This is a genomic window from Janibacter sp. LM, from assembly GCF_039631275.1.
In the GTDB taxonomy this organism is placed as follows: domain Bacteria; phylum Actinomycetota; class Actinomycetes; order Actinomycetales; family Dermatophilaceae; genus Janibacter; species Janibacter terrae.
The window spans coordinates 18,189-38,682 of the sequence record NZ_JBDIVG010000025.1 but is presented as its reverse complement, the minus strand read 5'-3'; the positions used below and the strand labels follow the sequence as shown (position 1 = coordinate 38,682).

Annotated in this window: 18 protein-coding genes; 7 read left to right on the top strand and 11 right to left on the bottom strand. The window is 73.2% G+C overall.

The genetic code is table 11. The features are described from left to right. Window positions 1-4 precede the first annotated feature (4 nt). Together ABC138_RS13450 and recD are read left to right on the top strand one after the other, a co-directional pair. Window positions 5-3,355: a UvrD-helicase domain-containing protein gene (locus ABC138_RS13450; RefSeq protein WP_345913999.1), complete on the top strand. Its 3,351-nt coding sequence runs from the start codon at window positions 5-7 to the stop codon at window positions 3,353-3,355. Further along, window positions 3,352-5,127, top strand: a complete 1,776-nt coding sequence (recD, locus tag ABC138_RS13445) for an exodeoxyribonuclease V subunit alpha (RefSeq protein WP_345913998.1) — start codon at window positions 3,352-3,354, stop codon at window positions 5,125-5,127. Before ABC138_RS13450 ends, recD begins: the two co-directional genes overlap by 4 nt. A 27-nt stretch (window positions 5,128-5,154) precedes the next feature. On the opposite strand, the gene ABC138_RS13440 is transcribed toward recD, so the two are convergent. The 4 genes from ABC138_RS13440 to ABC138_RS13425 form a co-directional block, all read right to left on the bottom strand. After that, complete coding sequence (locus tag ABC138_RS13440) at window positions 5,155-5,649, bottom strand: ASCH domain-containing protein (protein WP_068328089.1); 495 nt, start codon at window positions 5,647-5,649, stop codon at window positions 5,155-5,157. A gap of 26 nt (window positions 5,650-5,675) precedes the next feature. Then, a complete protein-coding gene (locus tag ABC138_RS13435) occupies window positions 5,676-6,068 on the bottom strand; it encodes a hypothetical protein (protein WP_345913997.1) in 393 nt (130 codons plus the stop codon). A gap of 217 nt (window positions 6,069-6,285) precedes the next feature. Next, window positions 6,286-7,083 (bottom strand): M57 family metalloprotease, encoded by a 798-nt coding sequence (locus ABC138_RS13430; protein ID WP_068328082.1) that lies wholly within the window; start codon window positions 7,081-7,083, stop codon window positions 6,286-6,288. A 453-nt stretch (window positions 7,084-7,536) separates the two neighbouring features. Continuing rightward, window positions 7,537-8,532 (bottom strand): LLM class flavin-dependent oxidoreductase, encoded by a 996-nt coding sequence (locus tag ABC138_RS13425; RefSeq protein ID WP_068329342.1) that lies wholly within the window; start codon window positions 8,530-8,532, stop codon window positions 7,537-7,539. Window positions 8,533-8,624: 92 nt separating this feature from the next. Here ABC138_RS13425 and ABC138_RS13420 point away from each other — a divergent pair, with 92 nt between their 5' ends. From ABC138_RS13420 to ABC138_RS13410, 3 genes are all read left to right on the top strand, one after another. Beyond that, entirely contained in the window at window positions 8,625-9,143 is a 519-nt protein-coding gene (locus ABC138_RS13420) for a SprT-like domain-containing protein (protein WP_068328074.1), read from the top strand. An 85-nt stretch (window positions 9,144-9,228) separates the two neighbouring features. Then, entirely contained in the window at window positions 9,229-9,450 is a 222-nt protein-coding gene (locus ABC138_RS13415; protein ID WP_068329341.1) for a mycoredoxin, read from the top strand. A gap of 2 nt (window positions 9,451-9,452) precedes the next feature. After that, on the top strand, window positions 9,453-10,247 hold the full coding sequence (locus ABC138_RS13410; RefSeq protein WP_068328071.1) for a GTPase domain-containing protein: 795 nt from the start codon (window positions 9,453-9,455) through the stop codon (window positions 10,245-10,247). Window positions 10,248-10,260: 13 nt separating this feature from the next. On the opposite strand, the gene ABC138_RS13405 is transcribed toward ABC138_RS13410, so the two are convergent. From ABC138_RS13405 to ABC138_RS13385, 5 genes are read right to left on the bottom strand one after another with little or no spacing between them, the layout of a single operon-like run. After that, window positions 10,261-11,529, bottom strand: coding sequence for a cyclopropane-fatty-acyl-phospholipid synthase family protein (locus ABC138_RS13405; protein WP_345913995.1), 1,269 nt, complete (start codon window positions 11,527-11,529; stop codon window positions 10,261-10,263). Next, on the bottom strand, window positions 11,526-12,908 hold the full coding sequence (locus tag ABC138_RS13400) for an FAD-binding oxidoreductase (protein WP_345914019.1): 1,383 nt from the start codon (window positions 12,906-12,908) through the stop codon (window positions 11,526-11,528). The genes ABC138_RS13405 and ABC138_RS13400 overlap by 4 nt, the downstream gene beginning before the upstream one ends. Before the next feature lie 12 nt (window positions 12,909-12,920). Continuing rightward, window positions 12,921-13,619 (bottom strand): alpha/beta hydrolase, encoded by a 699-nt coding sequence (locus ABC138_RS13395; protein WP_068426464.1) that lies wholly within the window; start codon window positions 13,617-13,619, stop codon window positions 12,921-12,923. Continuing rightward, window positions 13,620-14,882 carry a glutaminase gene (locus ABC138_RS13390; RefSeq protein WP_345913992.1) on the bottom strand — a complete coding sequence of 421 codons (1,263 nt, stop codon included), beginning with the start codon at window positions 14,880-14,882 and terminating at the stop codon, window positions 13,620-13,622. Window positions 14,883-14,894: 12 nt separating this feature from the next. Beyond that, a complete protein-coding gene (locus ABC138_RS13385; RefSeq protein ID WP_345913990.1) occupies window positions 14,895-15,926 on the bottom strand; it encodes an AsnC family transcriptional regulator in 1,032 nt (343 codons plus the stop codon). A 120-nt stretch (window positions 15,927-16,046) separates the two neighbouring features. Between ABC138_RS13385 and ABC138_RS13380 the strand changes: the two genes are divergently transcribed. Both ABC138_RS13380 and ABC138_RS13375 read left to right on the top strand, forming a co-directional pair. After that, window positions 16,047-17,273 (top strand): M20 family metallopeptidase, encoded by a 1,227-nt coding sequence (locus ABC138_RS13380; protein WP_345913989.1) that lies wholly within the window; start codon window positions 16,047-16,049, stop codon window positions 17,271-17,273. Next, window positions 17,273-18,583 carry an MFS transporter gene (locus ABC138_RS13375; protein WP_255218336.1) on the top strand — a complete coding sequence of 437 codons (1,311 nt, stop codon included), beginning with the start codon at window positions 17,273-17,275 and terminating at the stop codon, window positions 18,581-18,583. Before ABC138_RS13380 ends, ABC138_RS13375 begins: the two co-directional genes overlap by 1 nt. Here ABC138_RS13375 and ABC138_RS13370 read toward each other — a convergent pair. Both ABC138_RS13370 and ABC138_RS13365 read right to left on the bottom strand, forming a co-directional pair. Beyond that, window positions 18,572-19,246, bottom strand: a complete 675-nt coding sequence (locus ABC138_RS13370; RefSeq protein ID WP_345913988.1) for a hypothetical protein — start codon at window positions 19,244-19,246, stop codon at window positions 18,572-18,574. The genes ABC138_RS13375 and ABC138_RS13370 overlap by 12 nt on opposite strands. Window positions 19,247-19,251: 5 nt before the next feature. Next, a complete protein-coding gene (locus ABC138_RS13365) occupies window positions 19,252-20,427 on the bottom strand; it encodes an endonuclease (RefSeq protein ID WP_345913986.1) in 1,176 nt (391 codons plus the stop codon). Window positions 20,428-20,494: the final 67 nt, after the last annotated feature.

Below are 20,494 nucleotides of genomic sequence, written 5' to 3'. Positions count from 1 at the left end.
GGGCATGAGCACGCTGACCCCCTTCGACATCACGGCGGACCTGCCGACGGGCACGGTCCTGCTGGAGGCGAGCGCCGGCACCGGCAAGACGTGGACGATCGGCGCTCTTGTCTCCCGATACGTCGCCGAGGGGCAGGTGCGGCTCGAGGACATGCTCGTCATCACCTTCGGCCGCGCGGCCTCCCGGGAGATGCGCGAGCGCGTCCGCGAGCACCTCCGACACGTCCACCGGCACGTCGCCGACCCGAGGATCGCGAGCGAGGACCCGGTCGTCGCGCTGCTGCGGACCGGGTCCGAGCACGAGGTCGCCGAGCGGGCGCGACGACTGCGTGACGCGCTGACCCACTTCGACGCCGCGACGATCGCGACGACCCACCAGTTCTGCCAGATCGTGCTGCGCAGCCTGGGTGTCGCGGGCGACTCCGACGCCCACGCGCGCCTCGTCGACGACCTGTCGGACCTGCGCGAGGAGGTCGTCGACGACCTCTACGTGCGCGGCTTCGCGGGCGGCGGCGAGCCGGCCTTCAGCCGGCAGCGCGCCGGCGAGATCGCCCGCGCCGTCACCGAGAACCCGCATGCCGTGCTCGACCCCGGCGAGCTCCAGGGGCAAGGCGCCGACGCGCGGGCCCTGCGCTTCGCGCACCTCGTGCGACGTGAGATGGACCGGCGCAAGCGGCGGCTCGGGGTGCTCGGCTACGACGACCTGCTCTCCCATCTCGCCGACGCCCTCGAGGACGAGGACTCGCCGGCCCGCGAGCGGATGCGGCACCGGTGGCGCGTCGTGCTGGTCGACGAGTTCCAGGACACCGACCCGGTGCAGTGGCAGGTGCTCGACCGGGCCTTCTCCGGGCACAGCACGCTCGTGCTCATCGGCGACCCCAAGCAGGCGATCTACGGGTTCCGCGGCGGCGACGTCGACACCTACCTCGCCGCCTCCGCCACCGCGACGACCCGGCACACCCTCGACGTCAACCACCGCTCCGACGGCCCGCTCGTGCGCAGCCTCGGGGTGCTGCTCGGAGGTGCCCAGCTCGGCGACCCGCAGATCGTCGTCCACCCGGTGAGCGCGGCCACGCAGGGGTCCCGTCTCGGGACCTCCGGCGGCGTCGCACCGGACGGCCTCCTCGACCCGGTGCGCCTGCGGGTCGTGCCGACCGAGCTCGTGCAGCCGCCCGGCGAGCGGTCCGTGGCCATCGCCGCGGTGCGACCGCTCGTCGCGCGCGACTGCGCCGCCGAGATCACCCGGCTGCTGGCGCGGGGCACGACCTTCGTGGGGAAACCGCTGCGCGCCGGTGACGTCGCGGTCCTCGCCCACACCCGCAAGCAGCTCGACGAGGTGCGCAGCGCCCTCACCGAGGTGGGCCTGCGCTCGGTCATCGTCTCCAGCGACAGCATCTACGACTCCCCCGCCGCCGCGCACTGGCTCACCCTGCTCGAGGCGATGGAGCTGACGCACCGCACCGAGCGGGTACGCGCGGCGGCGCTGACCCCCTTCGTCGGGGCGAGCGCGACCGACCTCGACGAGCAGGGCGACGACCTCACCGAGGAGGTCGCCCACCGGCTGCGGACCTGGGCCGCGCTGCTCGGTCGCCGAGGCGTCGCCGCCGTGCTCGCCGCCGCCTCCGCCGACGGGCTCGACGCGCGGGTGCTGCGCCGCACCGACGGCGAGCGCCTCCTCACCGACCTGCGACACGTCGGCGAGACCCTGCACCAGCGCGTCGTCACCGAGGGTGAGGGGCTCGCCTCCCTCACCGCGTGGCTGCGCGAACGCATCGCCGCCGCCCGCAAGGAGGAGCGCGCCCGCCGCCTCGACAGCGACGCCGACGCGGTGCACCTGGCGACGATCCACGCGAGCAAGGGGCTGCAGTACCCGATCGTCATGCTGCCCTTCCTCGCCGACCGGTGGCTGCCCACGCCCGACGTGCTGCACTTCCACCGCGAGGACCGCACCCGCGCGCTCGACATCGGCATCACCTCCGACGACGGCCGCCGCGAGCGCCTCGACCGGGCCGCCGCGGAGGAGAGCGGCGAGTCGCTGCGCCTGCTCTACGTCGCGATGACCCGCGCCCAGAGCCAGGTCGTCGCCTGGTGGTTCCCCTCCGCCCGCAACACCGCGCCGTCCCCCCTGCACCGGATGCTCCTCGGGCGCAGCGCCGGCGAGGGGCCCGTCCCCGTGACGCACCCCGTCCCCGGGGACGAGCACCTGCGCAGCCAGGTCGAGGCCTGGGAGGCCCGCGGGGGTCTGCGGGTCGAGGTCGTCGAGGCCCGGCCCGTCGCCGAGACCGTGGCCCGGCCCGCGCCGGTCGGCGACCTCTCGGTGCGGGAGTTCACCCGCACGATCGACGAGGAGTGGCGACGCACCTCGTACACCGCGCTCACCCGTCCCCTCGACGAGGCGCACCGCCCCGCGACCGAGGAGCTCGTGGCGAGCGAGGCCGAGGACGTCGGGCACCAGGACGACGAGGGGAGCACCCCGCTGCCCATCGTGGCGGGCTCCGGACCGGGTGCGGGTCACCTCCCGTCGCCCATGGCCGAGCTGCCGGTGGGCGCGGGCTTCGGCTCCCTCGTGCACGCCGTGCTCGAGGAGGCCGACGCGCAGGCGGACGACCTGCTCGTCGAGCTGCGCACGCACGTCGAGGAGCAGGTCGTGCGCTGGCCCGTGCCCGACCTCGACCGCGACGGCCTCGCCGAGGCGCTGGTCCGGGTCATCGACAGCCCGCTCGGGCCACTCGCCCCGGGCACGACGCTGCGGGACGTCGGGGCGCGGGACCGGCTGTGCGAGATGGACTTCGAGCTGCCGCTGGGCGGCGGGGACGCAGCAGCCGGCAGCGAGACGGTCCTCGGCGACCTGGCCGCGCTCATGCGCGAGCACCTGGCGGCCGACGACCCGGTGCTGCCCTTCGCCGACGTCCTCGACGACCCGGTGCTCGGCGACCAGGCGCTGCGCGGGTACCTCACCGGGTCCGTCGACATCGTCCTGCGAGTCGGCGGACGGCACCTCGTCGTCGACTACAAGACCAACTGGCTGGGTCCCGTCGACACCCCCCTGACGACCGAGCACTACGGTCCGGACGCCCTGCGCGCGGCGATGAACCACTCCTCCTACCCGCTCCAGGCGATCCTCTACGGGGTCGTGCTGCACCGGTTCCTGCGGTGGCGGCAGCCGGGGTACGACCCGCACGAGCACTTCGGCGGCGTGCTCTACCTCTACCTGCGCGGGATGGCCGGCCCCGAGACGCCCGTCGTCGACGGGCACCCGAGCGGGGTCTTCTCCTGGCAGCCGCCCATCGCGCTCATCGAGGGCGTGTCCGACCTGCTCGACGGGCGCCGCCCGGGCCCGAAGGGAGCCGCATGACCACCGTGGCCACCGACCCGTACGACCGCCGGCTCGCACTCGCCGCGACGGGTGACCTCGCCGGCCTCAACGCCGCGGGGGTCATCGAGGCGGCCGACGTCCACGTCGCCGTGCGGCTCACCGAGCTCGTCGAGGAGAGCGACCCGCTCGCCCGCCTGACGCTCGCGCTCGTCGTGCGCGCCGCCCGCGAGGGCTCCACCAGCCTGGACCTCGAGCACGCGCGCGCGCTGCTCGAGCCCGTGGACCAGGTGAACCCGCCCACCTCGACCCCCCTGCCGGCGCCGCAGGAGTGGCTCGAGAGCGTCCGCGCGAGCGTGCTCGCCACCGCCGGGGTGCTGCGCGTCGAGCACGGCCTGGTCTACCTCGACCGCTACCACCGCGAAGAGGTCCAGGTCGCCGCGGACCTCGCTCGGCGGGCGGCCGCCGCGCCTCCTGCGGTCGACGAGCCCGTGCTCGAGGCCGGCCTGGCGCGCGTCTTCCCCGGGCAGACGTGGGCCGAGCAGCGCGCGGCCGTGCACGCGGCCGCCCACCGCCTGACGACCGTGCTGGCCGGCGGCCCGGGGACGGGCAAGACCTCGACCGTCGCCGGGCTGCTGACCCTCCTGCTCGAGCAGGCCGAAGGGAGTGGCCACCGCCCGCGCATCGCCCTCGCCGCGCCGACCGGCAAGGCCGCTGCGCGCCTGCGCGAGTCGGTGCTCGGGGCCCTCGGCGACCTGCCCGCGGTCGACCGGGAGCGGCTCGGCACCGACATCGAGGCCGTCACCGTGCACCGTCTGCTCGGCTGGCGCCCCGACAGCGGCAACCGGTTCAGACGGGACCGGGGCAACCCCCTTCCCCACGACGTGGTCGTGGTCGACGAGGCGTCCATGCTGTCGCTCACCCTCACCGCGCGCCTGCTCGAGGCCCTGCGCCCGGGCAGCCGGCTGCTGCTGGTCGGCGACCCCGACCAGCTGGCGTCCGTGGAGGCCGGCGCGGTCCTCGCGGACCTCGTCGCCGGGTACGCGGGCCGCGAGGACGGTCCGGTGGCGCGGCTGAGCACGTCGCACCGTTTCGGCCGGGAGATCGGTGCCCTCGCCGAGGCGGTGCGGGTGGGCGACGACGACCGGGTCGTCGAACTGCTCGCCACGGCCGTCGCCGGTGGACCGGTCGAGCACCTGCCCGTCGACGACGTGCTCGGTGCCGACGCGGCGCTGCGGCCACGTCTGCTCGCCCACGCCCTGCGGCTGCGCGAGCTCGCGCTCGCGGGCGACCACGCGGGCGCCCTGCGCCAGGTCGCCGAGCACCGGCTCCTGTGCGCGCACCGTGACGGCCCGTGGGGCGTCGGGCCGTGGAACGACCGCGTCGAGCGCTGGCTCGGCGAGGCGACCGACTACTCGGGCCGCCAGGTCGTCGGGCGTCCCCTGCTCGTCACGACCAACGACCGCGGCCTCGGGCTGTACAACGGCGACACCGGCGTCATGTCGCTGCGCGCCGATCACCGGGTCGTGGGGGTCTTCGGCGAGCCGGGTGCGCCCATCGTCCACCCCGCGAGCACCCTCGGCGAGGTCGAGACCGCGCACGCGCTGACGATCCACAAGAGCCAGGGCAGCCAGGCCCGCGCCATCACGGTCGTCCTCCCCGACGAGGACTCGCGCCTGCTCACCCGCGAGCTGCTCTACACCGCGATCACCCGCGCGCAGGAGTCCGTGACGCTCGTCGGCTCCGAGGCCGCGATCCGCGCCGCGGTCCGACGGCCGACCCAGCGGGCCACCGGTCTGCGCCACCGCGTCTGACCCGCTGAGCAGGAGCTCTTCCTGCGACTACCGCGCCGGCTCGGCGTGCAGCACCCGCAGCTCCTCCAGCACCACCGGCATGTCCGGGGCGAAGCCGCGGTCGTGGCTCGCGTGCCGCGCGAAGAAGTCCTGGTGCACCGCCCGCCAGTGCTCCAGGGAGAGGTCGCCCTCCCCCTCCGCGCGGGCGTGCTCGGCGTCCACCTCGTCGAAGGGGACGACCCGCACCCGGGTCGTCACGACGAGGGCCCGCGGTGTGCCCGACCCGTCGACGACGATGCCGAGCGTCCCCTCCTCGGGGAGGTCCTCCCCTTCGGCCTCGTAGTCCCACAGCGCCGACGCGGTCGCGGTCTTGGTGCCCGCGAGCACGAGCCCGAGCAGCTCGTCCGCCTGCTCGGGCGTGGCGCCGAAGCCCCAGGCCGGCGGGCGCAGCACCGCCAGCGGGTTCACCCCGGTGTACGAGCTGACCTGCGCGAGGTCGGCGTGCTGCTGCGCCCGCTGCCAGAAGGCTTCGATGTCGTCCATCCGGCCAGTGTGCCCGCCGTCCGGGGTCAGAAGCGGCGGCACTGGCCTTCCTTGTTGCCCTGCACCTTGTTGCGAGCACCCTTGGGCGCCGGGTAGTTGCTCTTGCACTGGAGATTGCCGGCGACCCGGTTGTCGTAGATGTTCTTCGACCCACTGCGGTTGCTGAAGACCTGGATGTCACCGTCGACGTCGTTGGTGCGGATGCTCGCGCCGCCGCCCGCCTCGACCTTGATGTTGCCCTTGACCCGGGTGCCGTACATCGAGCACGTCGCGCCCCGCGGGACCAAGATGTCGTCGACGACGACCTTGCCGATGTAGCCGCGGCAGACCCGTTCGTCGGCGGAGGCGCCGGGGGCCACGGCTGCGGCGGCGGTGAGGATCAGACCGCTCACGGCGACGGAGGAGACAAGACGCTTCATGGTGGCGTGCCTTTCGACGTGGCCCGCCCCAGCGGCGCGCCTCACCGAGGAAGCTACGGAGTGTCGATGAGCTCTCGATGAGACGGACATGAGGATCTCCTCATCCGACGTCCGACCTCCCGGGCGCAGCGACCGGACGCGGGGCACGCCCTTCGTCACCGGCGGAGGAGTCCGGGACGAAGGGCGTGCCCCTCCCTGCGTGGTCCTGGGCCGGGGCTCAGGAACCGTAGACCGAGCGGATGCCCTCGCGATCCGCCGCGGTCATGCTCAGGTCGTCGCTCGAGCCGTTGCACTGCGGGTAGTGCATGATCGACGCCGAGTCGTACGGGGTCAGCGGGCGCCAGCTGTTGTCCTCGAAGCAGGTGCCGGCCTCGGGGCGGGTGTGCTCGTGGCGGAAGCCGAGGGCGTGGCCCAGCTCGTGGGCCATGATGTTGGAGGGCGTCCACGAGCCGGCGGTGAAGAGCTGGCTCGTGCTGACGAGGACGTTGCGGCTGCGCTTGGGTGTGCTGGGGAAGAAGGCACGGGCGATGTAGCTCGTCGTGTTGGTCGGCTCCACGGAGAAGACGATGTTGTTGTTGCGGGTGGTGCACTTGCCGTCCTGCGACGAGACGTAGGTGAAGTCGACGCCGGAGCTCGCGGCCTCCCACTGGTTGCCGCCGTCCTGCATGGCCTGCACGACCCTGGCGTGGTCGGTGCCGAACCTGGTGCTCACGCAGTAGGTGAGGTTCTTGGCCTGCGTGGCGCTCCACACGTCGTCCTTGCCGTAGACCGTGTTGACGATCAGGGCGGAGTCGTTGCCGGGGTTGACCAGCTCGTCGTAGAACTCGCGCAGCTGCTTCTCGCCGGACAGTGGGATGTCCCCGTTGACGATGTACTGCTTGTCGGTGTCCTGGACAGTCTGCGACCGGAAGTCGGTGTAGCTCGGGTCGTCAGCGGTCCCCGCGGCGTGGCCGACGCTCGAGGCGCCGAAGGAGACGGTGGCGGCGAGCGCCAGGACGGTTGCGGCACGCTTCATGCGATTCACCCTTCGATGAGGTCCCGTGACGCGGTCGCGCCGACCGGGTGAAGGGAATGTATGACCGTGGAGCGGCCCGCTCGGCCGGGATCTCGTCAGGGTTCGGGAGGCATCGGCCTCTTCTTTGGTCAGCGCCCTGCCAGCCCGTCGACCTCCGGCCGTGGGAGCGCGGCGAGGCACTGCCCCCGGACGCAGGACACCCCCTCCGCGCCGGGGGAGGAGTGGCGCGAAGGGGGTGTCCCTTCCCAGGGTGGTCACGAACCGGGGGGAGCGGTTCGACGACCGGGACCGAGCGATCCCCTCATGATCGGACTCGGCCACGTCCAGCGGGAGCCGGGGCTCCTGACGTCCACGCTAGGTGGCGCCCGCCCCACGACTCCACCCCCGGGACGTCAGGGTTTCGTCAGTGTCGACGAAGGCAGTGTCGACGACATCACTGCCGGCGAAGGGAGGTCAGCTCGCGTCCTCGCGCAGCCCGGCGAGGATCTCGAGCGTGCGGATCCGCAGGTCCAGCTCGGGCGCCGGGTTGGTGAGGATCAGTTCGTCGGCGTCGGCGAGGGAGGCGAAGTCGCGCAGGCCGGCGGCAACCTCGGCCGCGTCACCGGCGATGGTGTGGGTGAGCATGTGCCGGGCCTGGGCCCCGATGGCGGTGTCCATGAGCGAGTCGACCATCGCGTCGTCGATGTCGCCGCCGCCGACCCGGCCGGCGAGCATCCGCACCCGGGCGCGCAGCACGCGCTGCCGCGCGTCATGGGCCGTCGCGGAGTCGTCGGCGGCGATGACATTGGCCGCGGCGATGACGTGCGGCTCGGCCAGCTGCTCGCTCGGGGTGAACCGCTCGCGGTAGACCCGCACCGCCTGCTCGAGGGCGTCGGGCGCGAAGTGGCTCGCGAAGGCGTACGGGAGGCCGTAGGCGGCGGCGAGCTGGGCCCCGAAGAGCGAGGACCCGAGGATGTACAGCGGCACCCGGGTGCCGCGCCCGGGGTAGGCGTGGATGCCCTCGACGAGGGACTCGTCGGCGAGGTAGCCCTGCAGCTCGCGCACGTCCTGGGGGAAGGACTCGGCCGCCCTCGGGTCCGTGCGCAGCGCGCGCATCGTCTGGCCGTCGGTGCCGGGGGCCCGCCCGAGGCCGAGGTCGATGCGGCCGGGGTGGAGCTCGGCGAGGGTGCCGAACTGCTCCGCGATGACGAGCGGCGAGTGGTTGGGCAGCATGACGCCGCCGGACCCGACGCGGATGCGCTCGGTGCGCGCGGCCACGTGGGCGATGAGCACGGAGGTCGCCGCGGAGGCGATGCGCCCCATGTTGTGGTGCTCGGCGAACCACAACCTCTCGAAGGCGCCGAGCTCGTCCGCGCGTTGCGCGAGGGTGACGGTGTCGGCGAGCGCCTCGCTCACGGGCTGGTTGCGGCCGACGGTGGCCAGGTCGAGGAGTGAGAGCTGTGGGTGCACGTCCTCCACAACCCCGCACTCCCGCACCGGTATTCCACAACGCAGCGGGACGAAGGGGGAGATGTCACCCCCTTCGCCTAATCTCGCCTGCCATGGACCTCGGGGAAGCGCGCACGATGGCGCGGGCGCTCATGGACGAGCACGGGTTGGCGGACTGGCAGCTCGTCCTCGACCGCGCCAAGAAGCGGGCGGGCGTGTGCCGCGCCTCGACGTCGACGATCGGGCTGAGCGCCCCGCTCACCCTCCTGCACACCCGGGAGCAGGTGCGCGACACCGTCCTGCACGAGATCGCCCACGCCCTCGTCGGTCCGCGGGCGGGCCACGGGCCGCGCTGGCGGGCGATGGCGGTGCAGGTCGGCGCCCAGCCCGACCGTTGCCTGCCGGAGGATGCCCCGACGATCCCCGGGGCCTGGGTGGGGACCTGCCCCGCGGGGCACCGCGTCGAGCGCCACCGCCGGCCGAGTCGGGTCCTGTCCTGCCGTGAGTGCAGCCGCCGCTTCGACCCGGGAGCGGTCTTCACATGGACCCACCGGGGTCGCCCGACCCCGATGCTGGCCACCTACGTGAGGGAGCTCGCGGCCATCGAGGGCCGTGCCCGAGGGAAGGGTTGAGGACGAAACGTGGTTGGCTGGAGTCGTGAACGTGCGCGAGATCCTGCCCCCCGGAGTCGACCTGCCCACTGACGGCACGGTCACGATGTTCTCGACCTCGTGGTGCGGCTACTGCCGCCGCCTGAAGTCCCAGCTGGACCGCGAGGGCATCGGCTACACCGAGATCAACATCGAGGACACGCCCGGCACCGCCGAGCTCGTCGAGACGATCAACGCCGGCAACCAGACGGTGCCGACGGTGCTCTACCCCGATGGCTCGTCGGCGACCAACCCCTCGCTGGCTGACGTCAAGAAGGCGCTCGGCTGACCATGGCGCGCCTCTCCTCCGCGACCCGCACGGCCGTCGGCACGAGCCTCGCCGGGGGCGCCCTCACCGCACTCTCCGGGGCCCCGCACCAGCTGGGCCACCTCCTGCGCGGCCGCTTCCCGACCGTCGCGGTCACCGGCATGACCGGTGTCGGCAAGACCCGCCTGGCCGACCGGCTCGCCCGGCGCGCCTCCGCCCAGAGCACCGTGGAGGTCGGCTCCGCGACGATGGAGCGCCGCACCCGCCGCTCGGCCAAGGGTCGTGGGTTCCGCTTCCGCGTCGTCCCCGGGGACAACGCCGCGACCCGGCTCGGTGCCCTCGACGACGTCTTCCACGACGACCCGGTCGACGGGGTCATGCACGTCGTCGCCAACGGCTACGCCACCCCGCGCCGCACGGCCGGCACGAGCGGCAGCGCGCTCGCCACGCGCGAGGAGCAGCTCGCGGCCGAGCTCGAGGACTGGGTCATCACCGCCCACCGCATCGCCTCGATGGCGCTGCGCCGCGACAAGCCGGTGTGGCTGATCATCGTCGTCACCAAGACCGACCTCTACCCCGATGACGTCGACGAGGCGGTGCGCTACTACTCCCCCGGCAGCGGCTCCCCCTTCGCCGACAAGCTCGACGAGCTGCGCTCGCTCGCCGGCGGCGCCCGGCTCTCCGTCGACGTGCTGCCGATGTGCAGCGAGCCGGACCAGTCCGGCAGCAAGGCCGCGCGCAAGGACGACACCAGGCGTTGCTCCGCCCTGCTCACTGCCCTCGAGGCGCGCATGGCCCAGCTCGCCGGTCACCTCTGACCGGACGCGTCCCTCACCAGTCCGGACGCAGCGGGTAGTCGCTCGCCCCACGATCTGCGACCTTGGTCGCGAGCACGTGGTCGAGCTGGACGTCGTAGCGCTCGAAGCCCACCCGCGAGCCGGCCATGTACAGCCCCCACAGCCGGGCGGTGTCCTCGCCGACCTCGGCGACGGCCTCGTCCCAGTGCGCGACGAGGTTGGCATTCCACGCGGCGAGCGTCCTGGCGTAGTGCAGGCGGAAGTTCTCGGCGTGCTGCACCTCGAGGCCGACGTCCTGCACGGCCGCGACGATCGTGCCGACCCCGGCGAGCTCGCCGTCGGGGAAGACGTAGCGGTCGATGAAGGCGCCGGTGCGCACGGGGCGGTTGTGCGGGCGGGTGATGCAGTGGTTGAGCAGGCGCCCGCCCGGCCGGAGCCGGTCCCGCAGGAAGCCGAAGTAGGCGGGGTAGTTGGCGATGCCGACGTGCTCGGTCAGGCCGATCGAGCTCACCGCGTCGAAGTCGCGCGCGGAGACGTCCCGGTAGTCCATGTGCCGGACCTCGGCGAGGTCACCGAGCCCCTCGCGCTCGATGGCCGCGCGCGCCCAGTCCGCCTGCTCGCGCGAGAGCGTCACCCCGAGGACGCGCACGCCGTGCTCGCGCGCCGCGTGCCGCACCATGCCGCCCCAGCCGCAGCCGACGTCGAGCAGGCGCTGCCCGGGCCGCAGCGCGAGCTTGCGCGCGACGAGCTCGTACTTGGCGTGCTGGGCCTCCTCGAGCGTCGCGTCGGGGGTCGGGTACACCGCGCAGGTGTAGGTCATCGACGGCCCGAGGACCAGCTCGTAGAAGCGGTTGGACACGTCGTAGTGGTGGTGGATCACCTCGGCGTCGCGGGTCCGGCTGTGCCGCACGCCCTCGACGACCCGGCGCCAGCGCGGCAGGTGCTCCTGCGGCGGGGGCGGCGGCGGGGCGAGGTGTCGGACCCCGAGGCCGCGGACGAGCTCGACGGCCTGCCGCGGGCCCGGGGTGCGCCAGCGTGCGGTGCTCGACATGAGGTCGAGGACCGGGTACGGGTCGCCGGGGTGGCAACCGGTCACCGCGAGGTCGCCGGTGATGTACGCGCGGGCGACACCCAGGTCGCCGGGCGCCGTCATGAGGTAGGCCAGCCCCCGCTCGGTCCGCAGCTCGATGTGGAAGGGGGCGTCCGCCGGTCCCGCCGCGCTGCCGTCGTACGCGGTGAAGCGGACCGGTATCCCCTCGGGCAGGTAGCCGGCGAGGGCGTCGGCGATCCTCATCGCGCTCATCTGCGGTGCACCACCTTGTCGTACAGGGCGACCAGGCGGTCGTCCGGGTCGTAGCGTGCCTTGACCCGCGCGAGGTCGTCACCGCCGTACAGGCGGTCGAACTCGTCGCGGGAGTAGTAGGCCTCCGAGTAGAGCGACTTGTGGCCGCCGAGCCGGCCGAGCTCGGCCTCGACGGCCCGGTTGGTCGGTCCCTGCGGCGCGTCGTCGCCGACCGGCACGGTCCCCCAGAACCCGACGTTGACGTACGTCGTGCGCGGCTGGAGCGGGTAGGACGGCCACGTGCGCGGGCCGTCGGGCCCCTCGCGCAGACGAAGGGGGCACAGCCAGACCGGTCGCATGCCCACCTCGGCGTCGAACCACCGCAGGAAGTCGGCCAGCCGGTCGACGGTCACCTCGACGTCCTGGATGACCCGCTCCCGCTGGGGCCGCCCGGCCCACCGGTCGAGCCGGTCGACGAGACCCAGGCGCCGGTCCCAGGCGACCAGCCGGTGGTAGACGTCGGAGCGGCGCCGGCGCCGCGGCCACAGCCGGCGCACCAGCGGGTGCTGCGCGCCGAAGGCCCGCGAGCACCAGAACCAGTCGGTGTCCCACCGCCACAGGTAGTCGTGCATCGTCAGCAGGTCGGTGGAGCGCTCCCGCAGCGAGCGGTAGTAGATGCGCTGCCCGGTGTAGTCGCTGGTCGGCCTCGCGTCCTGGGTCCACGTCGCGAGGGTGAGGTAGAGCTCGTCGGGAGCGAAGGCGACCCCGTCGAGCCCGTCGACCCGTGCCCCGTCGTGCTCGCGCTCGGTGACGATGCGCTCCAGCGCCTCGGCGAGCGCGTCCACGTCGCCGAAGCGCAGGTGCCGCAGGGCGACCCGCGCGGGGACCGGCTCGAGCTCGATCTGCAGCCGGATGGCGTAGCCGAGCGAGCCGTAGGAGTTGGGGAAGGCCGCGAAGAGGTCGGCGTGCTCGCCCTCGGGCCGTGCGGTGACGACCTCGCCGGAGCCGGTGAGCACGTCCATCTCGAGGACCGACTCGTGCGGGAGGCCGTTGCGAAAGCTCGTCGACTCGATGCCCAGGCCGGTGACCGCACCACCGAGGGTGATCGTGCGCAGCTGCGGGACGACCAAGGGGGTGAGCCCGTGCGGCAGCGTCGCGGCCACGAGGTCCTCGTAGGTGCACATGCCCTGGACCTGCGCGGTGCGCCCGTCGGCATCGATCTCGATGACCCCGGTCAGGCCCGAGACGTCGAGACCTGGGGCGCCGGTCTCGGCTCGAGGACGGAAGAGGTTGGACGTCTGCTTCGCCAGGCGCACGGACGACCCGGTCGGGATCCCGGCATGCGAACGGACGAGCCGCTGGACGGCTGCCTCGTGGGCAGGCCAACCGGTGACCTGCATCACGCCGACATCCTAGACCCGGGCGAAGTCCGCGACGAGGTCGAGGCACTCGCTCGGCGCCTCCCACAGGTCGTTGTGCGTCCGTCCGGGGACCACCACCCGGCGCACCTCGCCGATCGACCCGGCGAGCGCCTCGCTCATCGCCGGCGGGACGAGCGTGTCCCGCTCCCCGTGGACGAGGAGGGTCGGGACACCAATGCGCCCGACGACGGCGTCGGTCTCCCAGCGGTCCGGCACGAGCTGGCGGGGGAAGACCCGCACCACACGACGCACCATGGCGACCATCGAGGTGAACGGCGAGACGAGCACGAGGCGACCGGTGCCCGCCGCGTCGTCCAGGACGCCGTCGGCCGCGAGGTGGGCCGCGACGGAGGACCCGAGCGACTCGCCGACGAGCACGGTGCGCTCGGCCGGCAGGGCCAGGTGGGCCAGCCCGTCGTGGGCCGCTGCGAGGATCGCGCGCTGGCTGGTCCGGGTCCCGGCGGCCGGCCCGTAGCCGGGGTACTCCACCGCCGCGAAGCCCAGGTGGTACCGGGCGAAGAGGCCCGCGAGCGGCGCGACGGAGGCGAGGTCGGAGCCGTTGCCGTGCAGGTAGACGATCGTGCGACCCCCTTCCGGCGCGGGGCGATGGAGGAGGTGGGTGCCCCCCTTCGTCGTCTCGTGGTCGGTGGCTGTGTACGGCGGGACGGGGTAGATCAGGCGCCGCAGCATCTACAGCTCCGCGGGGAGCTGCTCGAGCAGGCGCCCGTCGCCCGGGTCGGCGTCGGGCAGCACGCCCTCGGTGTCGATGAGGTAGACCTCGTGGCCGTCGAGACGCAGGCGGCGGATCGCCTCGAGGAGCATGACGCGGGCGGGGCCCTCGAGGGAGTGCACCCCTCCCAGGTCGACGGCGACGAGCCGCTCGGCCGGCGGGTCCTCGGCGAGCCGGCGCAGCACGCGCTCGGCGCCGGTGAACCCGATCGTGCCGGAGAGCTCGAAGACGCGCACCGCGTCCTCGCCGCTGCCGACCACCCGGGTCGCGTGGACGACCGAGCGGGCGGGCGGCGCGACCTCCATGAGGTGCAGGCCCATGTCGCGCGAGAGCCGCTCGAAGACCTCGACGCCGCGCACGCTGTTGCCGTGCGCGTCGAGCCGCGGGGAGAACGTCGCGATGCCGACCTGGCCGGGCAGGGCCCCGATGATGCCGCCGCCGACACCGCTCTTGGCGGGGATGCCGACGGAGGAGACCCAGTCACCGGCCGAGTCGTACATGCCGCAGGTGAGCATCACGGACAGGAGGTGGCGCACCTGGCCGCCGCTGAAGACCCGCTTGCCGGTCACCGGCTGCACGCCGGCGTTGGCCAGGGTCGCGGCCATCATCGCGAGGTCCTCTGCCGTGACGAGCACGGAGCACTGGCGGGCGTAGGCGGAGACGACGTCCTCGGGCGAGTCGGTGATGATGTCGTGGCTGCGCAGCAGGTGGGCGATCGCCAGGTTGCGGTGGGCGGTGTCCATCTCGGAGCGCCACACGTCGTCGTCGACGGCGAGCTCGCGCCCGGCGAGGTCGCACAGCAGCCCGTGGATCGCCTCGAAGCGCCCCATCGGGCTGGCGTCCGGCCCGCCGACGAGCGCGTGGGTCGTGATCGCGCCGGCGTTGATCATCGGGTTGCGCGGTCGCCCGGTCGTGGGCTCGAGCGAGAGCTCGTCGAAGGGGTCACCGGACGGCTCGACGTCGACCTTCGCCAGCACCGTCTCGAACCCCAGCTCGCGGACGGCCAGCCCGTAGACGAAGGCCTTGGAGATCGACTGGATCGTGAACTCCCGCCGGGCGTCGCCCACGGAGTAGAGCGTCCCGTCGACGGTGGCCATGGCGACGCCGAAGAGGTCGGGGTCGACGGTGGCGAGCTCAGGGATGTACGTGGCGGGCTCGCCCGTGCGGGTCGCGGAGCACGCCTGCGCGACCTCGGTCAGGTAGTCGGGCACGGGGGAGTGCATGTCCCGATCCTGTCACGCACCGGGGCGCCGCTCGTCGCCGATGACGACGGGCGCGACGACTTCGCCCGTCGCGCGGCCGCGGTCGTCGACGAGCCACCCGAAGCGCTTGAGCGTGCGCAGCATGACGACCGACTCGACGAGCGCGAGCCATGGCAGGCGGTCGGCGAGCAGCCGCTCCAGGCGCATGAGGTCGGACGGCGAGCGCGCCCACACGGACACGAGCAGGTTGCTCTCCCCCGTCGTGGACACGCACAGCCGCAGCTCGGGGAGGGTGGTCAGTGCGGCGACCGTGCGCTCCTTGGCCTCCTCGGGCACCCGGGCGAACCACGTGCAGTGCAGCGCCCAGAGCGTCGGGTCCTGCGCGATCTCGCAGCGGAAGGCCAGCTCCCCCGTCGCGATGACCCGCGCGAGGTGGCGCCGGACGGTCGCCGGGTTGCGGCCGGTCGCGCGGGCGATCTCCGCGGCGCCGACCCGCCCGTCGGCGACGAGCGCCTCGATGATCGGCCCGGGGTCGCGCGGCATGGTGGCCGGTCCGGGGGGGGTCTGGCGCCGGGCGCTCGCGAAGCCCTCGCGCTGGGCCTGGTCGAGCGACTGGAGGCGCCAGTCGCGCCCTTGGCGGTGGATCTGCAGCGCGAGCGAGGTCCGCTGCCGCTGCACCCCGGGCAGGGCGGGCAGCTCGTCCAGGAGGTAGCCCCCGAGGGCGGTGAGGTCACGAGCCATGACGGTGACGAGCAGGTCGCGACCGCGAGCGCTCTGCTCGATCGACAGGGCCCGCGGGTCGCGCATCAGAGCCGCGAGCGCCCCGGCGTGCCGGCCGGGCTCCAGGTCGACCTCGACGAAGGCGGTGAGCACCCCGCCGCCCTCCCCGGACGGGTGGGTCACGACCCAGGCGAGCCCCTCGCGGCGCAGCCGGTCCCACCGTTGCATGAGCGTGACCGGGCTGGTGCCGAGGATGCGGGCGGCCTGCGCCCACGGCACCCGCGGGGCGATCTGCAGCCCGTGCAGGAGCTGCAGGTCCAGCTCGTCGAAGGCCGTCGTCTGCACAGATCCTCCTCGATCCTCCGGCTGACGTCACGAATCCGTACGTCTAACCGCTCGTTGCGCTCGAGGATCCCACACTGGTCGGCAGCCCCAGGGACCGAGCAACGACGCCGGAGGAACCACATGACCCTGCTGGACGACGCCGGCACGCTGCGCGATGAGATGACCCGTCTGCGCCGCGACCTGCACCGCGAGCCAGAGATCGGGCTCACCCTGCCCCGGACCCGCGACCGGGTCCTCGCCGCCCTCGACGGCCTCCCGCTCGAGATCACCACCGGGCGCTCGACGACCTCGGTCACCGCCGTCCTACGCGGCACCGTCCACGACGGGACGAAGGGGGCCGCCCCGGCCGTGCTGCTGCGCGCCGACATGGACGGGCTGCCGGTGCAGGAGGCGACGGGCCTCCCCTTCGCCTCCCGGGTGGACGGGGCGATGCACGCCTGCGGGCACGACCTGCACACCGCGATGCTCGTCGGCGCCGCCCACCTGCTCGCCGACCGGCGCCACCGCCTCGCCGGTGACGTCGTCCTGATGTTCCAGCCCGGCGAGGAGGGCTGGGACGGCGCCGCGCACATGGTCCGCGAGGGCGTCCTGGACGCCTCCGGCCGACGGGTCGAGGCCGCCTACGGGCTGCACGTCTTCTCCTCGCTCGACCCCGCCGGGCAGTTCCGCACCCGGCCGGGGCCGATGCTCGCCGCCTCCGACGGCCTCTTCGTCGAGGTGCACGGCGCCGGCGGTCACGGCTCGGCGCCGCACCTGGCCCAGGACCCGGTCGTGGCCGTCGCCGAGATGGTCACCGCGCTGCAGACCCTCGTGACCCGGCAGGTCGACGTCTTCGACCCCGCCATCATCACCGTCGGACGGCTCGAGGCGGGGACGCGGCGCAATGTCATCCCCGACACCGCCTCCTTCGACGCGACCGTGCGCACCTTCTCCGCCCGGACCCGCGAGCTGCTCGTCACCGCAGTCCCCCGTCTGCTGGAGGGCATCGCCCACGCACACGGCGTCGAGGTGACCGTCCGGTTCGAGGCCGAGTACCCGGTGACCGTCAACGACGTCGACGAGACCGCCTTCGCCGCCACCACGATCACCGAGCTGCTCGGCGAGGGACGGGGCGAGGAGATGACCCACCCGCTCACCGGGTCCGAGGACTTCTCCCGGGTCCTCGACGAGGTGCCGGGCAGCTTCATCGGCCTCGGTGCGACCCGCCGGGGCGCCGACCCGGCCACCGCCCCCTACAACCACAGCCCCCGGGCTGACTTCGACGACTCCGTCCTCCCGGACGGCGCCGCCCTGCTTGCCGAGCTCGCCACCCGACGGCTCGAGACCACCCCCGCCAGGAGCGCCTGATGTCCACCCCCATGACCACCCCGACCACCGCCCCCGCGACGCCGCAGCAGAGCCGGGCCAAGACCGTCGTCGGCACCGGCGTCGGCAACGCCCTCGAGTGGTTCGACTGGGGGATCTTCGCGATCTTCTCCCCCTTCTTCGCGACCCAGTTCTTCAACCCCGACGACCCGGTGTCGGCCTTCCTGTCGACGCTCATCGTCTTCGCGGTGGGCTTCGCCGCCCGCCCCTTCGGCGGCTTCCTCTTCGGCTGGATCTCCGACAGGCGGGGGCGCAAGTTCGCCATGGCCGCGACCGTCGGCGCCGCGGCCCTCGGCAGCATCCTCATCGCGGTCGCGCCGACCTACGGGCAGATCGGGGTCTTCGCCTCCCTCGTCCTCGTCCTCGCCCGGCTCATCCAGGGCCTCGCGCACGGCGGCGAGCTGCCGTCGGCGCAGACCTACGTCTCGGAGTTCGCCGACAACCACAACCGCGGCCTGTGGGCGAGCCTCATCTACGTCTCGGGCACCCTCGGCAACGTCCTCGGCGTGCTCGTCGGCGTCGTCCTCACCGGGATGCTCTCGACGGCGGACATGCAGTCGTACGGGTGGCGCATCCCCTTCGTCATCGGCGGGCTCTTCGGCATCTACGCGCTCGTCATGCGCAGCCGGATGCACGAGACCGTGCACTTCGAGGCGGAGATCGAGCCCACCGCGGACGGCGGGCCGAGCCTCTGGTCCGAGATCTGGACCCACCGGGCCTCCGCCGCCAAGGTCATCGGCCTCACGGTCGGCCTGACGATCGCCTTCTACACGTGGGCCATCGCGGCCCCCGCGCACGCGATCGCCACCCTCGGCATCGACGCCCAGCACGCCCTGTGGGCCGGTGTCGTCGCCAACCTCGTCTTCATCGCGATCCTGCCGGCGTGGGGTGCCCTGTCGGACCGGATCGGCCGCAAGCCGGTCTTCATGGCCAGCGCACTGGGGATGGCCGCGGTGTCCTTCCCGCTGAACTCCTACCTCCAGGACTCCGCCGTCCAGCTCGCCGTGTCGATGATCGTGGCGCTGGTCTTCGTCGCCGCGGCGGCCGCGATCCTGCCGGCGGTCTTCGCCGAGATGTTCCCCACCCGGATCCGCACCATCGGCGTCGGCATCCCGTACTCGATCGCCGTGGCCCTCTTCGGCGGGACTGCGCCCTACCTCCAGGCGTGGATGGGCAAGGAGATCGGCCCCAACGCCTTCGTCACCTACTCCGTCGCAATGCTGCTCGTCTCGGCCGCCGTCGTCCTGACGATGAAGGAGACCAAGGGCACGGACCTGCGCTCACAGGCGTGAGGGACGCACACCTCTGTCACGGACTCCACGGGCGTGGCCTGCCAGGGGTCGACGAGGTACCGGTTGAAGCCGAGGACGGCGACCGGGTCGTCGACGCCTCCCCGAGCTGCGAGGGTCAGCCCCTCGGAGCGGACGAGCTCGCCGATGCGGGCGTGTGCCTCGCTGATGAGCGTGCAGGTGCCCTGACAGCGTCGGGTCGGACTCCCGGTACTCCGGGTCGTGCTCGAAGACGCCGCACGGGGCGCTCGGCATGATGCCCTGGCGGGCGATCTCCGGCATGAGCTCAGCCCAGAGCCGGCCCTCCTCGTCGTAGGCGGGCACGGTGCCGCGCAGGGCGACGACGGTGCGGGTGGGGATGGTCTCGCGGGTGACGGTGATGGCAGACATGGTGGAGCCCTCCTCGTCGAGGAGCTGGTTGATGAGGGCCAGTCGCTCCACGGCCGCGCGCAGCTCGTCGCCGAGGGACTCCCGCTGCACGGCGAGCGCCTGACGGTAGGTCTCGGTGCCGTGGGCGGCGAGGAGGACCGAGATGGCGGACACCGTGAACCCCACGTCGCGCAGTCGGCGCACGTGCGCTGCCTCGACGGGTACGAGGATGCCGTGATCGCCGTAGTGGGGCAGCATCCGGACGCTGAGCCGGGGCGGGAGGAGGACTCGGGTCAACCCCCTCACCAGATCGACTCGACCCACTCCGGGTGGTCGATGAAGGGGTTGCGGTTGCCCTGCCAGTTGGCGTGGATCCGCTCGTTGCGGCGCTGCTCGAAGGCGTCCGGCGGGTCCTGCTGGCTCCACTGCTTGAGCACCGAGACGCGCCCCATGTACGGGGTGGAGCCGTTGCCCACGCGGTCGTTGACCTCGAGGTCGACCACGTCGCCGACCTCGTAGCGCACCGACATGTAGAAGATCATCCGGGCGACGTCACCCTTGACCGCGTCCCGCGGCTCCCAGGAGTCGCCGTCGGAGTAGTTGCCGGGCGCCTCGGTGCTCTCGCTGCCGCCGTCGTCGAAGTCGAGGTTGCCGCGGGCGCTGTTGACCGTCACGTCCGTCGGACGCAGGTGGTGCAGGTCCGTGCCGGGTCCGGCGGTCGTGCCGAAGTCGCCGTGGCTCTTGGCCCACACGTGCTCACGGTTCCAGTTGTCCACTCCCCCACCGTTGTTCGACTTCGGTGAGCTCGTGCCCTTGTAGAGCAGGACGACGTTGTTGGTGTTGCGCGGGTCCTCGTCGACGTCCTTGATGCCGTCCCAGACCTGGTCGTAGGACAGGACCCGGTTGTTGCTGATGATCTGGTGCAGCCGCGCCTCCAGCTGGCTGCCGGTGAGGCCGGCGGTCCCGTCATAGTAGCTGCCCGGGTCGGTCGGCTCGCCGGGGTCGGTCGGGTCGCCGGGGTCGCTCGCGCCCGCGGGCGAGATCGCGCTCGTGCTCTTCATCCCCGGGTGCGAGAAGTACGCCGACAGCGCACCGGTCGCGTCGATCTGGTCGCCCATGCGGTCGGGGTTGGACGCCAGCCCCCACTGCGAGCGCAGCGCGCTCGGCAGCTGCACGTAGAGCATCCGCGCGGTGTCGGTCTCGGACGGGCTGGCCGCGATGGCCAGGGCGTAGTCGTTGGGGAAGCCGCTGCGCACGACGGTGCTGGTCGCCGTGGGCTGCCCGACGACGTACCCGCGCACGGTCTGGGTCGACCCGTCCTGCCGGCCGATCGCGTCGGCGACGGTGAGCGGGGTGGTCGCGACGGCCACGGCCGAGGTGGGTGCAGCCGGGGTGACGGCCTGCGAAGGGAGGGACGGGACGGCGACGAGCAGCGCGGCGGCGCCGACACCGGCCAGCCGAGCGAGCATGCGGGACATGGGTGGACCTCACGGGTGGGGGCTGGGGTGTGCCCAGCCTCACCGCCCGTGAGGTCCGGTGGGTGAA